General features: G+C 62.2%; 15 protein-coding genes. 9 read left to right on the top strand and 6 right to left on the bottom strand.

The window, feature by feature from the left end; genetic code table 11:
• Nucleotides 1-159: 159 nt before the first annotated feature.
• Complete coding sequence (locus M1D89_RS06595; protein ID WP_498649111.1) at nucleotides 160-672, top strand: histidine kinase; 513 nt, start codon at nucleotides 160-162, stop codon at nucleotides 670-672.
• Entirely contained in the window at nucleotides 672-1,535 is an 864-nt protein-coding gene (locus tag M1D89_RS06590) for a DUF4097 family beta strand repeat-containing protein (protein ID WP_498649109.1), read from the top strand. The genes M1D89_RS06595 and M1D89_RS06590 overlap by 1 nt, the downstream gene beginning before the upstream one ends.
• A gap of 6 nt (nucleotides 1,536-1,541) precedes the next feature.
• On the opposite strand, the gene M1D89_RS06585 is transcribed toward M1D89_RS06590, so the two are convergent.
• From M1D89_RS06585 to M1D89_RS06575, 3 genes are read right to left on the bottom strand one after another with little or no spacing between them, the layout of a single operon-like run.
• Nucleotides 1,542-2,405 carry a metal ABC transporter permease gene (locus tag M1D89_RS06585; RefSeq protein WP_402935050.1) on the bottom strand — a complete coding sequence of 288 codons (864 nt, stop codon included), beginning with the start codon at nucleotides 2,403-2,405 and terminating at the stop codon, nucleotides 1,542-1,544.
• A 2-nt stretch (nucleotides 2,406-2,407) separates the two neighbouring features.
• On the bottom strand, nucleotides 2,408-3,142 hold the full coding sequence (locus tag M1D89_RS06580; RefSeq protein WP_402935053.1) for a metal ABC transporter ATP-binding protein: 735 nt from the start codon (nucleotides 3,140-3,142) through the stop codon (nucleotides 2,408-2,410).
• Nucleotides 3,139-4,083 (bottom strand): metal ABC transporter substrate-binding protein, encoded by a 945-nt coding sequence (locus M1D89_RS06575; protein WP_498649107.1) that lies wholly within the window; start codon nucleotides 4,081-4,083, stop codon nucleotides 3,139-3,141. Before M1D89_RS06575 ends, M1D89_RS06580 begins: the two co-directional genes overlap by 4 nt.
• Before the next feature lie 51 nt (nucleotides 4,084-4,134).
• Between M1D89_RS06575 and M1D89_RS06570 the strand changes: the two genes are divergently transcribed.
• The 5 genes from M1D89_RS06570 (at nucleotide 4,135) to M1D89_RS06550 (ending at nucleotide 8,499) form a co-directional block, all read left to right on the top strand.
• The gene (locus M1D89_RS06570; RefSeq protein WP_498649105.1) at nucleotides 4,135-4,863 is read left to right on the top strand and encodes a CPBP family intramembrane glutamic endopeptidase; all 729 of its coding nucleotides are present in this window, start codon (nucleotides 4,135-4,137) and stop codon (nucleotides 4,861-4,863) included.
• Between the two features lie 124 nt (nucleotides 4,864-4,987).
• Entirely contained in the window at nucleotides 4,988-5,425 is a 438-nt protein-coding gene (locus tag M1D89_RS06565) for a VOC family protein (protein ID WP_402935062.1), read from the top strand.
• A gap of 21 nt (nucleotides 5,426-5,446) precedes the next feature.
• Nucleotides 5,447-6,409, top strand: coding sequence for a 1,4-dihydroxy-2-naphthoyl-CoA synthase (locus M1D89_RS06560; RefSeq protein ID WP_498649099.1), 963 nt, complete (start codon nucleotides 5,447-5,449; stop codon nucleotides 6,407-6,409).
• A gap of 7 nt (nucleotides 6,410-6,416) precedes the next feature.
• On the top strand, nucleotides 6,417-7,556 hold the full coding sequence (locus tag M1D89_RS06555) for an AMP-binding protein (RefSeq protein WP_498649097.1): 1,140 nt from the start codon (nucleotides 6,417-6,419) through the stop codon (nucleotides 7,554-7,556).
• A gap of 61 nt (nucleotides 7,557-7,617) precedes the next feature.
• Nucleotides 7,618-8,499 (top strand): 1,4-dihydroxy-2-naphthoate polyprenyltransferase, encoded by an 882-nt coding sequence (locus M1D89_RS06550; RefSeq protein ID WP_309074882.1) that lies wholly within the window; start codon nucleotides 7,618-7,620, stop codon nucleotides 8,497-8,499.
• 64 nt (nucleotides 8,500-8,563) lie between these two features.
• On the opposite strand, the gene M1D89_RS06545 is transcribed toward M1D89_RS06550, so the two are convergent.
• Nucleotides 8,564-8,875: a DUF4229 domain-containing protein gene (locus M1D89_RS06545; protein ID WP_091470505.1), complete on the bottom strand. Its 312-nt coding sequence runs from the start codon at nucleotides 8,873-8,875 to the stop codon at nucleotides 8,564-8,566.
• An 88-nt stretch (nucleotides 8,876-8,963) separates the two neighbouring features.
• Between M1D89_RS06545 and M1D89_RS06540 the strand changes: the two genes are divergently transcribed.
• Together M1D89_RS06540 and M1D89_RS06535 are read left to right on the top strand one after the other, a co-directional pair.
• Nucleotides 8,964-9,404, top strand: a complete 441-nt coding sequence (locus M1D89_RS06540) for a PLD nuclease N-terminal domain-containing protein (protein ID WP_498649092.1) — start codon at nucleotides 8,964-8,966, stop codon at nucleotides 9,402-9,404.
• 6 nt (nucleotides 9,405-9,410) lie between these two features.
• Nucleotides 9,411-10,013 carry a hypothetical protein gene (locus M1D89_RS06535; protein WP_498649090.1) on the top strand — a complete coding sequence of 201 codons (603 nt, stop codon included), beginning with the start codon at nucleotides 9,411-9,413 and terminating at the stop codon, nucleotides 10,011-10,013.
• Here the strand turns inward: M1D89_RS06535 and M1D89_RS06530 are convergent.
• Both M1D89_RS06530 and M1D89_RS06525 read right to left on the bottom strand, forming a co-directional pair.
• Nucleotides 10,010-11,485 (bottom strand): dynamin family protein, encoded by a 1,476-nt coding sequence (locus M1D89_RS06530; RefSeq protein WP_498649088.1) that lies wholly within the window; start codon nucleotides 11,483-11,485, stop codon nucleotides 10,010-10,012. The two genes, M1D89_RS06535 and M1D89_RS06530, sit on opposite strands and share 4 nt — an antisense overlap.
• On the bottom strand, nucleotides 11,482-13,392 hold the full coding sequence (locus M1D89_RS06525) for a dynamin family protein (protein ID WP_498649086.1): 1,911 nt from the start codon (nucleotides 13,390-13,392) through the stop codon (nucleotides 11,482-11,484). The genes M1D89_RS06530 and M1D89_RS06525 overlap by 4 nt, the downstream gene beginning before the upstream one ends.
• Nucleotides 13,393-13,405 lie beyond the last annotated feature (13 nt).

Genomic DNA, 13,405 nt, shown 5'->3' with positions numbered 1-13,405 from the left:
GGTACTGGGGATGCAGCCGGTAAAAAGGGCTGCGCTCAAGACTTCATCGCTCCAGACTGCCCGGCATCAAGGGTTCAGTCAAGCCACGACACCATCGATGACACCAACTGTGATCCAAAGACTATTGATCTGACACCATGACGGCGTCAAAATGGTGTCATGCAGCTAAACCAGTACGTCGCCAGCCTCAAGCACCAGCTGGAAACCGCGGCGGAGGCTGGCGGCCCGGAAGCGCGGGCGCTCAGTGAGCGGCTTACCGCAGCGCTCGAATCCGCCGCACGACTGGTCCTCCTCGAGGCCCTTTCCGACGCGGCCAACGAAATCACGCTGGAACTGGCGCCCGGCTCCGTGGAGGTCTGGCTCCGAGGCCGTGACCCCGAATTCGTGGTCAGCAGCCCGCCCAGCGACAGCGACTTCGAGGCGATGATCGAACAGTCAATACGGAGCACCATAGCGTCGGAAGACTTCGACGGCGCCAGCACATCAAGGACCACGCTCCGCCTTCCGGACCAGCTCAAGCAACAGGTCGAAGCAGCTGCAAGCCATGACGGCCTCTCTGTGAACTCCTGGCTGGTCCGGGCCGTCGCCGATGCCCTCAACGGACGCTCCTCAAGCAAACGCGGTACCCGCGGCGAACCCGGCGAGCAGAACTTCACAGGATGGGCACGCTAATGGGCACCTTCCAGACACCGCAGCCGATCGCCGTCGTCGTTGACGTTTCCGTACGTGCCGACATTTGGACCGTTGCCCGAGAAGGCAAAGACACGGTGGTCAGCGTCCGGCCCCGCAAGGAGAAGCGCAGCCTGGACGTCAGGATGGCCGAGCAAACCACTGTGGACTATTCGGACGGCCGCTTGCAGGTCAGGCTTCACCCCGGCTTCCGCCACAGCTGGTTCAGCGACGGCGGCGCTGTGGAGATCAGAGTGGAAGTTCCCATCGGCAGCAGCTTGGAGCTGAAGTCCGCAATGGGGGACCTCCGCTGTGACGGCGAATTCGGCGCTGCCGACCTCAAGACCGACTTGGGCCACATATACATCGATCACTGCGGCGAGCTGCGGGCGCACACGGACATGGGCGACATCACGGTGGAGCGCGCCTCGGGCCGGTCCAGGATAAAGACCGGCTCAGGCAAAATCCGCATCCGGCACATCGACGGAGTTGCCACCGTAAAGAACGGCAACGGCAGCACGTACATCGCGCATGCTTCCGGAGAACTTAGCGTCAGCGCAGCCAATGGCGACATCTCTCTGGAGCGGGCCGGCCTTTCCACTACCGTCAAAACGTCCAGCGGTGACATCACGGTGGGCGAAGTGGCCGCAGGCAGCCTTACTGTTCAGACCGCTGCCGGCGCACTGGCCGTTGGTGTGCGTGAAGGCACGGCCGCTTGGCTGGATCTCAGCACCAAGTACGGGCGCGTCCGTAATGCCCTTCAAGCCACCGACGGACCGGGCGACACCACGGACAAGGTGGAAATCCGTGCCCGCAACGCTTATGGCGACATCGCAGTAACCAGGTCCCCCGTCAGCGCCCGCTAGGCCTGGCTACACCGTGGCGACGGCCCGCTTCCGGCGGGCCTTGGCGAGTCGCGTACCGATCAACCCCTGCCGCGGACTGAACAGATACACCGCGCCGAACACCACGCCTTGGGTGAGGACCACCATGGCTCCGGACGCCGTGTCCAGGTAGTAGCTGAGGTAGATCCCGGCCACGGAGCACACCACCGATATCACAGGGGCAATGACCAGCATCCGGGAAAAGCGGTCGGTCAGCAGGTACGCCGTGGCACCCGGGATGATCAGCATGGCCACCACCAGCACCACGCCCACAGTCTGCAGGGCCACCACGGAGGTCAGGGCCAGCAGCCCCAGGAGCAGGGCTCCGAGCCTGCGCGGTGAGAGGCCAATTGCGTGGGCGTGCGTAGGGTCAAAGGCATAGAGCGTGAGGTCACGGCGTTTGAGGATGAGGATCGCAAAGGCCACGACGCCCAGGACCACCACCTGGATAAGGTCGGGGACACTGACGCCCAGCAGGTTTCCGAAGATGATGTGGTTGAGGTCAGTCTGACTCGGAGTCACAGAGATCAGCACCAGGCCCAGCGCGAAGAGCGACGTGAACACGATCCCGATCGCTGCGTCTTCTTTCACGCGGCTTGTATTGCGAACTACCCCAATCAACGTTACCGCGATCAGGGCGAAGACCAACGCGCCGAGCGCGAACGGCGCCCCCACGATGTATGCGAGCACGACGCCGGGAAGCACCGCATGCGAGACAGCGTCGCCCATGAGGGACCAGCCGATGAGAACCAGCCAGCAGCTCAAGACAGCACAGACAACGGCAGCGATGGCCGTTGTTGCCAGGGCACGGACCATGAAGTCGTAGCTAAGGGGCTCGAGCAGGAATTCCACGGCTAACCCCTGTTCATGACATCGAGGCCGAAAGCCATGGCCAGGTTTTCCGGTTGGAGCACGGTGTCCGGGCTTCCATGCATGAGCACCTTGCGCATCAACAACACAGCTTCATCGCAGAGTTGGGGCAGGGCATGGAGATCGTGGGTGGAGATGAGGATGGTGGCGCCGTTGTCGGCCAGTTCGCGGAGGAGCCTGGTGATGGTGGCCTCTGACCGTTTGTCCACACCCGCGAACGGCTCATCGAGCAGCATCATGGTGGCACCTTGGGCGATACCCCGGGCCACGAAAGCGCGCTTCTTTTGCCCTCCGGACAACTGCCCGATTTGTCTGTCGGCGTACTCGCTGAGCTCCACGCGTTCCAAGGCGTGCTCGACGGCGTCCCGGTCGGCTTTGCGGGGCCGGCGCGTGAATCCCAAATGCCCGTAACGGCCCATCATCACCACATCCCGGACGGACAGGGGGAAGGCCCAATCAACGTCTTCGCTTTGGGGGACGTAACCGATGCCGGCGTCCTTGCGCATCTTTACGGGGGGTTCGCCGTTGATGAGCACCCTGCCGGAATCGGGCTTCACCATGCCCATGATGACCTTGAACAGGGTGGACTTCCCGGAGCCGTTCATGCCCACCAGTCCGCAGATCCGCGAATGTTCCAAGCTCAGGGACGCAGAGTCCAAGGCCAGGACCTCGCCGTAATGGACGGTGACGTTCTCAACAGCGATCGCGGGAGTACTCATGGCGTCCCTCCGGTGAGTGCAGTGGTGATGACTTTGGCGTCGTGACGTATGAGGTCAAGGTAGGTGGGAACGGGTCCGTCCGCTTCGGAGAGGGAATCGACGTAGAGCGTTCCGCCGAACTTGGCATCGGTGGCACCCACCACCTGTTGCATCGGGGCGTCTGACACAGTGGATTCACAGAACACCGCCGGAACCTGGTTGTCCTTGACGAATTCGATGGCCCGCGTAATCTGCTGTGGCGTGGCCTGCTGCTCAGCGTTCACGGCCCAGATATAAACCTCTTTGAGGCCGGCGTCGCGGGCCAGATAGGAGAATGCGCCTTCGCAGGTGACCAGCGCCCTCTGCTTCTCCGACAGTACGGACAACTTGGACACCATTTCATCCTGCACGGTTTGGAGTTGGGCGTTGTAGGTCTTGGCGTTGGCTTCGAATTCGGCAGCGTGGGAAGGATCCAGCTTGGCGAAAGCCTTGGCCATGTTGTTTGCGTAGAGCTGCACGTTCCTGGGCGACATCCACGCGTGCGGGTTCGGCTTGCCTTGGTAGGAGTCCTCGGCGATGGGCATGATCTCCACGCCGTCGCTCACTACTGCGTGCGGTACATCGAGGTCCTCCACGAACTGGGAAAACCACGCTTCCAAATTGAGGCCATTGTCAAGGATGAGATCTGCTTGGGCGGCTTTCCGGATGTCACCCGGGGTTGGCTCATAACCGTGGATCTCAGCTCCGGCTTTGGTGATGGACTCGACGCGGAGCTTATCTCCGGCAACATTCTTGGCGATGTCTGCCAGGACGGTGAAAGTGGTGAGGACCACGGGCTTGTCATCTTCTCCCGCAGAGGAGTTCCCTCCACAGGCGGAGACTCCCAGGGCAAGGGCGATCGCAGTCAGGACAGCAGCGAAACGGCGGACATCTTTGGCGCGCCGAAACGGAAAGTTAGGCATACCGAAAAGTGTAGCCAAGCAAGGCCCACGCAGCAAAGCTAGGCTGGTCACATGGGCACTCTTTCCACCAAGGCACCTTTGTACAGATTCACTGCCCTGGACGCCATAGCCGTGGCAGCATACGTGGGCTTTACCGCCTACTTCCTGCTGGCTGGTCAGACGCTCAACCGCATGATGCTTGAGCTGTTTACTGACCCGGCGACAGCGTCCTATGCCGTCAACGCGATCTTCTATGCCGCCGTCGGAATATTCGCTGTTGCATCCGCTTGGCGAGTGGTGGGCCGTGACCTCCGGATCCTGGGGACCCGACCGTGGTTCACGGTGGGCATGATCCCCTTGACCTTGGTGGTAATGCTGATTCTCACAGCGATTCTGGTGGCGGTGTTCGGTACCGCCCAAAGCTCCGAGAATCAACTGGGTATTCAAGGCATGCTGCAACAGGTGCCGGCATGGCTGATGGTGCCATTGCTGGTCATCCTGGGTCCGTTCGTGGAGGAATATCTCTTCCGGCACCTCCTGATCGGCAAATTGTCGCAGTACCTGAACATCTGGGTTTGCTGCGTGATCTCCGTGGTGGTGTTCTCGTCCATCCATGTTGTGGGCCGCGAAGGACTCGCATTGTCTGCGCTGGCTCCGTACCTGGGGATGGCCGTGGTGCTGGTGGCTGTGTACGTCTGGACGGGAAAGAACCTGATGTTCTCCTACTTCGTGCACGCCGCCAAAAACCTCATGGCCGTGGTCCTGATCTATGCGGTACCGCCCGAACTCCTGCCCAACTAGGTCGCAGATGAGGTCGTTCTCAGCCGTGAAAACGACCTGATCTGCGACCTACTTGGGTAACCCGGACGGAAGGTGACCGCAACCCCCTACCCAGCCACCCGCCGTCGGGAATAGCTTGAAAAGCATGACACTCAACATTCAGGTAGTAGTCGATTGCAAGAAGCCGCACGAACTCGCCGACTGGTGGGCTGAGACCCTCGAGTGGAACGTAGAGCCGCAGGACGAGGCATTCATCCGGTCCATGATCGAGCAGGGGTACGCCACCGAGGACCAGACCATCACGCACAACGGCAAGCTGGTGTGGGCGGAGGGGTGTGCGATCGTACCCGCCGAAGACACGGACCCCAAGACCGGCCGGCGGATCCTGTTCCAAACGGATCCCAACGAAAAATCGGTCAAGAACAGGGTGCACTGGGACGTCCGACTGGACGGCCGGGACAAGGATGACGTGCGGAAACAGCTGGAAGCGCGCGGCGCCAAGCACCTGTGGACCGCCAATCAGGGACCGCATGAATGGCACACCATGGCCGACCCTGAGGGCAACGAGTTCTGCATCAGCTAAGGCCATTACTAGACTCGGACTGTGAACAACCAACTCCCTGCCAAGGTTTCCGACGTCTTTGACCCCACACGCTGGCGCACAGTTTCCGGCTTCGACGACTTCAAGGACATGACCTACCACCGGCAGGTCGAGCGTTCAGCGGACGGCACAGTCAAGGACCTTCCCACGGTCCGCATCGCCTTCGACCGGCCCGAGGTCCGCAACGCGTTCCGCCCGGGCACTGTGGACGAGCTCTACCGGGCCATGGACCACGCCCGCATGACACCGGACGTCGCCACAGTGCTGCTCACAGGCAATGGACCCTCGGAGAAGGACGGCGGACACTCGTTCTGCTCCGGCGGCGACCAGCGGATCCGTGGCCGGGACGGCTACCGCTACCAAGTAGAAGGTGCTGCGGGTGACTCCGCCGAATTTATCGACCCCGCCCGCGCCGGCCGCCTCCATATCCTGGAAGTACAGCGGCTCATGAGGACCATGCCTAAAGTGGTCATCGCCGTCGTCAATGGTTGGGCTGCCGGCGGTGGCCACTCGCTGCACGTGGTCAGCGACCTCACCATCGCCTCGCGCGAGCACGGCAAGTTCAAGCAGACGGACGCAACCGTGGGAAGTTTCGACGCCGGATACGGCTCTGCGCTGTTGGCTCGCCAGATCGGGCAGAAAACGGCGCGGGAGATCTTCTTCCTGGCCCGCGAATATTCCGCCGAGGACATGGTCAGGATGGGCGCCGTGAACGAGGCCGTTGAGCACGCCCGCCTTGAAGAAGTTGCCTTGGAGTATGCAGCGGACATTGCCCGCCAGTCACCGCAGGCCATCCGCATGCTCAAGTTCGCTTTCAACCTGGCCGACGACGGCCTGGCGGGACAGCAGGTCTTCGCCGGTGAAGCTACCCGTCTCGCGTACATGACGGACGAAGCCGTGGAGGGCAAAGAAGCGTTCCTCCAAAAGCGCGACCCCGACTGGTCCAACTTCCCTTACTACTTCTAGGACCACCGTGAACATTGATCCCCTTTTGAAAGCCCTGATGGCTGCCCTGCATGGCGAGGGACCCGCCGTCGAAATCGTGATGGATGAAAACGGCGAGCCGCAGGCTGTTCCCGTGGAGACCGGCGTCGAAGAGGCAGCCGTACTGGTCCGCACGTCCGGTTCCACGGGCACCCCCAAGGCAACCGTGCTGACCATCGACGCCCTCGCAGCTTCGTCTGTATCCACCGCCGTGGCCCTGCGGGGCGAAGGACAGTGGTTGCTGGCACTCCCGCTGCAGTATGTGGCCGGTGTGCAGGTGCTGGTCCGCTCGCTCTACGCAGGCACGCGCCCGTGGGTCATGGACCAGTCCAATGGCTTCACACCCGAGGCCTTCACGGCCGCCGCCGAGGAACTGACCGACAAGATCCGCTTTACTTCCTTGGTGCCCACGCAACTGCAACGGCTCCTCGACTCCCCCGCGCCGGAAACCCTCGCCGTACTGCGACGCTTCGACGCGATCCTGCTGGGCGGCGCGCCCGCTTCTGCTGAGCTCCTTGCCACTGCCCACGCAGAGGGGCTCAAGGTGGTGACCACCTACGGCTCAGCCGAGACGTGCGGCGGGTGCGTTTACGACGGCGAGCCGTTGGACGGCGTCGAGGTCCGGATCGGTGAAGGCGAACTGGAAGGCCGCATCCTGCTGGGTGGCGACACCGTGGCGGCGGGCTACCTGGACGCCCCCCGCGCTTCAAAAGCAGCATTCTTCGAGGAAGACGGCGTGCGCTGGTACATCACCGGCGATCTGGGCGAGCTGTCCGACGACGGCAAGCTCACCGTCCTGGGCCGCGCCGATGACGTGATCATCACCGGAGGCGTCAAAGCCTCCGCCGCTTACATCCAGGGCAAACTGGAAGAGCTCGACGGCGTCACCTCGGCTTTCGTAACCGGCGTCCCGTCGCGCGAGTGGGGCCAAGCTGTGGCGGCTTACGTTGCCGTGACTGATGCGTCGCCCGCAGGCCTCAAGGGTTTCACAGCCCGCCGTGAGGAAGTACTGGGTGTACTGGCGCCCAAAACGGTGTTCGCTGACAAGGAATTGCCGATGCTTCCCAACGGAAAGCCGGACCGTATGGCCATGATTGACCGGCTTTCCGAGCTGCATCAGGGACAATAGACAAGTTCTTCCCTCCCGCCCCCTGACTAAGATCAACCGCGAAATACACGAGGTACTACACGTGGCGACAGCTGCACAATGGATTCAAGGAGCCCGGCTCCGCACACTGCCCGCGGCCATCGCGCCGGTCCTCATCGGTTCGGCAGCGGCGTACGAGCTCCAGGCTTTCCGGCTGCCGAACGCGATCCTGGCAGCACTTGTGGCTCTCCTGCTTCAAATCGGCGTGAACTACGCCAACGACTACTCCGACGGCATCCGCGGCACGGATGAGGACCGTGTGGGCCCCCTCCGTTTGGTGGGCTCAGGCGCCGCGAAGCCGGAGCAGGTGAAGTGGGCTGCTTTTGCCCTCTTCGGGGCGGCGATGATTTGCGGCCTCATCCTGGTGATCATCACCCAGGCCTGGTGGCTGATCCTGGTAGGTATCGGCTGCATCCTGGCGGCTTGGGGCTACACGGGCGGCAAAAACCCTTATGGCTACCTGGGCCTGGGCGACGTCTTTGTTTTCGTGTTCTTCGGACTCGTGGCCACCCTGGGAACCACCTACACCCAGGCCGGACAGGTCAGCCTCGCCGCAGTCATCGGTGCGATCGGTACCGGGCTCATCGCCTGTGCGTTGCTGATGGCAAACAACGTCAGGGACATCCCCACGGATGCGGCCGCTGGGAAGCGGACCTTGGCAGTCCGTCTGGGTGACCGGCATGCCCGCGAAAGCTACGTACTGATGCTGGCCGTGGCCATCCTGCTCGTGATCGTCCTGGCACCCACCAAGCCGTGGATGCTGATCGTGCTGCTGCTGATTCCGGCTTGCCTGATGCCGGCGTGGCTCATGGTGAACGGCAAGAAGCGCAAGAGCCTCATCCCGGTTCTCAAGCAGACCGGCATGATCAACCTCGGCTACAGCCTGTTGTTCTCGCTGGGACTGATCCTGAGCCGCGGCTTCTAAGTTTTTTTGTACAAGTAACGCCCCTAAGAAGCTTTCCTAGGGGCGTTAGCTGTCAATAAAAGTTCTAGGCAGTGCCCGGGCGTTTGTCGTTGTTCACAGCGATGTCCGGGTTCTTCTCCACCAAGCCGTCCTCGACGGCGGCGTCTTCAACTTCACCGGCGGTACGAATGGGCTTGGCCCTCCCGGAGAACCTCTCACGCATGGCGGCCGTGGCGGCGTCGCGCTGTTTCTGGAAAAACAGGTAGCTGATAGCGAAGGCGATCAGCCCTGCGAAGACCACAGCCAGGATCCAACCGACCCCCAAAAAGGCGAACAGCACGAACAACGGCACGAACAGCGCCAGACGGATGAGGGAATACTTCAGGAAAGCCACCATCCAAGTTTAGCCGCCCGGATGGTTGCACTCTGATCACAGCCGAAAACAGGGCGTCCAGTGATCGGCTTCAGGCGACTAGACTTGGTGCATGCTCCGGGTTGTAGGCGTCGTTATAGTTCTAGTCATCTTCGTTTATGCCCTTGTGGACGTCATCCGCACGGACGGCAACCAAACACGCGGAATCTCCAAACCCGCATGGATCATTGTAATGATCCTCCTGCCGCTGCTGGGCGCAATCCTCTGGTTCATTTTCGGCCGGCCCTACGGCAAACCCACTGCCAAGCCTGTACGCCGACAGCCCACAGCCCCGGACGACGACCCCGAGTTCCTGCGCAACCTGGAAACCCGACGCCGTAACCAGGCTGAAGAGGATCGCCTGAAGAAGCTCAAAGCAGACCATGACGCCAAGAAACGCGATACCGGCGACAAGCCCAGCGATGGCAGCGGCGACGCCAAAAACAACGGCTTCAAACCCGGCGACGCCAAGCGCAGCGAGCCGGATCCCCATGACACGGACGAGCTGAAGTAGGCAAACATGGCCCAGCAAGCTGATGGATCACGGCAGTCACCCTCCCCCACACCATCAGTCAACGGGCCCGCATCACCCTCCGCACCACCGCCACGCCCAGGCATTTCCCTGTCCACGCCGCCGCCCATAGCGGTGGTTGTTCGTCCTCCCGGACCCGCCCGCTTGTCCCGCACTCTTTGGGTTGCCAGCTTCGTTGCCGGAGTCGCGGTGGTGGTGACAGGCTTTCTTGGCCGTGACTCCCACTTCGAACGCCTGAAGGGCGTCATTGGAGGCATGGTCCCCGACGGCGATGCCAAAGCAGTAGAGGGAGCCACCGCCGTCGTGTTCCTCGGAAGCCTCGCCATGCTCGCGCTGGTAGTAGCCATGGAAGCTGTCCTGCTGGCGGTCCTCTTCAAACGCCGCATCTGGGCTCGCTGGGCCCTTGCCCCGTTGGTCCTCCTCCACGCGGTGGTCACCGTCATTACTGCCGACTTCGTGGTGGCCCCCGGCGCGGACGGCGTCCTGACGATCGTGCTGTTAGCGGCCCAATTCATCCTGGCCGCAGCCGCCCTGATCCTGCTCTTCCTCCCCTCCACCACCACCTGGTTGCTTAGCGAACGGGTTGCTTAGCGAACGGCGGGAATAGCGGCCAACATCCCCTCGCAACTGCGAAGGACCACACGGCAAGCATCCAGTGCCGCAGGCTCAGTGAGCGGGTTCTCCGCGAGCAACCGCCAACGGTTCAGACTGTTTCGCGCTGCCTCACTTACCTGCTCCGGGCTTGCCTCCGCATCCAGGCCCAACCTCAGCGGCGGCGTGCTGCCACGGCCGCCCACCAGACGCTCTGCCTCTGCAGATTGCTCCGGAGTCAGGCTTAGGCCTTCGGTCCTGAGCGTTGCCAGGAGTTTCAATTCCCGGAACTCGTGGGCTCCCGTTCGAACCTTTTCCACGTTGGCTTCCAGGAGCAACGCGACGTCCCTGCGCGAACTGCGCAGCAGCGCTTCCAAACCTACGACGGCGGCACGCGCCTTGAGTGCGTCCGCTCTGGTTTGGAACAGGTAGGCGATGTTGTCCAGCAGCTGGCCAAGTCCGCTACGCCGTGCCAACTCATGGGCAAGGTCCGTGGGATTGTTGATGCCACCCCGGATCAGGGCAACACCAAGGCGTATCCCGAACAAGCCGAACTTTTGAACGAGGGACGCTTTTGCTGCCGCGCCCAGACCATCGGGCTCGGCAGCGCGAACAAAAAGGTCCGCTGACAGCATCAGCCTTTCCCTCTGGTTCCTGTCCATCTGCGCCAACATTCTCATGGCCTCGAAGTCCGCTTGGCGCATGGTCCGTGAACTTTGCGCCAACAGGCCGGCAACCGGGACAACGCCCAGGGCAAGGGGCCTGAGGTTCTGGTCCTGGCTGTATCTATCAGCGATCACTGCTGCGGAAATGAGGGAATCGATCCTTCCTGCGCCGATCTCGTCAGCCCGGGACAGGACCGCCAAGGCGTTGACAGTTCCGGATTGACCCGCGGTGGTGTCCTTGAAGGATTCCAGGAACCGGACATCCGAGGCGTGGAGATGCCGCATGAGATAGATGACGGCATCGGCGGCCACGGGGGCGTCTTCGGGGAGGAGGAACTCCGTGGACCGGCTCGAAACATCCTGTGACAACGAGGCGATCCCCGGGGTATCGATCAGGGTAAGCTCCCGCAGGCTAGCCGCTGGCCAGTCCACCACCAGCCGCTCCACGTCATCGGCCCGAACATCACCCATAGTGAAGACCAACCGGCCGTCTTCGCGGGTGACGGGGAGGGATTGTGGCTCACCAATGATCGGATGGAGCGTGATCCGGGGCGTGTGTCCGTAGCGGTACCACGTCACGATCCGGGTGCATTCCCCAGCGTCCGTGGGGGCGATTTCCTCCCCGATGATCGCGTTGAGAAGTGTTGATTTGCCGGCCTTGACCATACCCGCCACAGCTATGCGCAAAGGCCCTTCCAGCCTGTCCTCCAGGTCATCCACCACAGCGAGCGCCGCTGCGTCCTCTTGGAAGGCCTCCCGTGCGTGCCGGAGCAGGTCTGCAACTCCGGCGATACCCGACTCGATCATCCTGCCGGGACCGAGGCCGGCGCTGTTTTGGCCGGGGTTGAGGGGTTGGCCGGGGTTGAGGGGTTGGTTTGGGGTGTGGGGCCGGTCTGTGGCGCGGGCGGCTCTTCCTGCAGCTGCCGGGCTGCCTTGGCCAGGGCGTCCACTACCTTGAGCTGATTCCGTATCTCTTTGATTCTCATGTCCCGCTCCACGGCATAGGTAGCTGCCGCTTTCTGGGCGGCCGCCACTGATTCCGTCAGGGAACGGTGGTGCTCCTCGGCGATCTCCGTGAAGTGGTCCCGTGTGGCCCGCTGAACCAGCCGCAGCCTGTCCTTGAGCTGCTTTCCTACTTGGAACACAACATCGTCCACGTGCTTCCGGACCAGGATCTTGGCTTCGGACTGCCGTTGCTTGAGCCTGGCCTCTTTGTCTTCCCGGTATGCCTTCCGGCCCAGCATCAGGCCGGCCCCTACAGACAGTGGGTTGATAAGGGCCATCCCAAAGATGCCGGTCAGCAGGCCAAACATCAGTACGCCACCGTAGGAACCGCGCATCCCGATCAGCACCTTCTGCAGGGGCCCGAGCTTGCCGTCTTCCATATCCTGGATATCAGCCACGGGGTCCAGTACACCGCCGGTATCGGCTACCTTCAAGGCCGGCAGGGCCACCTCATCTTCTGAGAAGTGCTCCGCCACTTGCGTGGCCAACCATTGAGCACGTTCGCTGGTCCAGACGAAGGTATCCGATACCGCTGCTGCCGTGCTCTGTTCCAGCCACTGCGTGAACTGCTCCCAAGCCGGTCCAGGGTCGCCTTGATCTATGGAAATTTCGGCCTCTCTTTGAATCCTGCGCAGCCTGTCCCTCAGGTCATATTCCATGTCGGCGATGAGGTCGCCGATGCCATCATTGAGCGTTATCTGCCAACGGGCGGAGCGTTTACGGAGGGCATCGGCGTCCTCCTTGGCCGCGTTCAGGCCGGCGATCATCTGCGGAGTCCCCGCCGGATTTTCCAAGGCACCCAACTCCGATTCCAGCGCCAGCCTGAGGTTTTCGCTGACAGTCAACAGGTCATTGCCCACGGACTTGCGTTGGATCTTGGCCGCCCCACCCACAATGTTGTTCCGCAAGTGGGCGATGAGCGCCGGAAACCCTGATTCTGCGTTCAGCTCGGGGTCCTGCAGCCGCGCCGCATGGAGTCGCAACTCCGAGGACACTGGAAACAGCGGAATATCAGGGCCGACGTCGGCAAGGTGCTTCTGGTCCAGCTCCGCGATCTGGCGCCAACTCGGATAGAGGTCAGTCTTGGACAGCACGCACAGGACATTGGGGCTGATGCGCATCGCTTGGCGCAGAAACCGCATCTCAGGCTCGGTGAATTCCTGGGAAGCATCGGAGACGAACACCATAGCGTGCGCCGATGGCAGGGCAGTCAGTGTTGTTAACGTGTGTGTTGAGCCCAGGCCACCAACGCCCGGAGAGTCCACGATCGTCAGTCCGCCGGTCAGCAGTTTCCGGGGCAGGGAGACTTCGGCCGCCACGATGTTCTTCGAGTTGCCCGGGTTGCCCTTTTCGGAGACGTATTCCGCGAGTTGATCCAGTTGCACTGGTTGCCGTTCCAGCCTGCTTTCCGGGCCGCCTACGTCCCCTTCCGGGTCCGTACCAAACTGGCTGGGGACAAGGACAACGGCCGACGCCGGATCCCCCTGCCGTACGACGGTAGGGACGGAGGTGGCAATGTCATCATCAACCGGGCAGACAGGCGCGTTCACCAAGGCGTTGATGAGTTGGCTCTTGCCTTGTTTGAACTCACCCACCACCATCACGCGGACGCTTGGATCGCGCAAGCGGCGGAGAGTGCTTTCCAGTCGGCGCCGGAGGTCGTTCCGTTCCCCCACCAGCGCCATGCCCTGCTCAACCAACGTGGTCATGTGTCCTGTGTCC

The sequence above is a fragment of the Arthrobacter sp. D3-18 genome, from assembly GCF_054408525.1.
The sequence above is the reverse complement of the archived record's forward strand: the minus strand, read 5'-3'. Positions and strand labels throughout refer to the sequence as shown.

Excerpts from the sequence above, each read along its gene's own strand:
- M1D89_RS06595 (WP_498649111.1), top strand. The coding sequence starts at position 160 with ATGCAGCTAAACCAGTACGTCGCCAGCCTCAAGCACCAGCTGGAAACC.
- M1D89_RS06590 (WP_498649109.1), top strand. The coding sequence starts at position 672 with ATGGGCACCTTCCAGACACCGCAGCCGATCGCCGTCGTCGTTGACGTT.
- M1D89_RS06580 (WP_402935053.1), bottom strand. The coding sequence starts at position 3,142 with ATGAGTACTCCCGCGATCGCTGTTGAGAACGTCACCGTCCATTACGGC.
- M1D89_RS06575 (WP_498649107.1), bottom strand. The coding sequence starts at position 4,083 with ATGCCTAACTTTCCGTTTCGGCGCGCCAAAGATGTCCGCCGTTTCGCT.
- M1D89_RS06570 (WP_498649105.1), top strand. The coding sequence starts at position 4,135 with ATGGGCACTCTTTCCACCAAGGCACCTTTGTACAGATTCACTGCCCTG.
- M1D89_RS06565 (WP_402935062.1), top strand. The coding sequence starts at position 4,988 with ATGACACTCAACATTCAGGTAGTAGTCGATTGCAAGAAGCCGCACGAA.
- M1D89_RS06545 (WP_091470505.1), bottom strand. The coding sequence starts at position 8,875 with ATGGTGGCTTTCCTGAAGTATTCCCTCATCCGTCTGGCGCTGTTCGTG.
- M1D89_RS06540 (WP_498649092.1), top strand. The coding sequence starts at position 8,964 with ATGCTCCGGGTTGTAGGCGTCGTTATAGTTCTAGTCATCTTCGTTTAT.
- M1D89_RS06535 (WP_498649090.1), top strand. The coding sequence starts at position 9,411 with ATGGCCCAGCAAGCTGATGGATCACGGCAGTCACCCTCCCCCACACCA.
- M1D89_RS06530 (WP_498649088.1), bottom strand. The coding sequence starts at position 11,485 with ATGATCGAGTCGGGTATCGCCGGAGTTGCAGACCTGCTCCGGCACGCA.
- M1D89_RS06525 (WP_498649086.1), bottom strand. The coding sequence starts at position 13,392 with ATGACCACGTTGGTTGAGCAGGGCATGGCGCTGGTGGGGGAACGGAAC.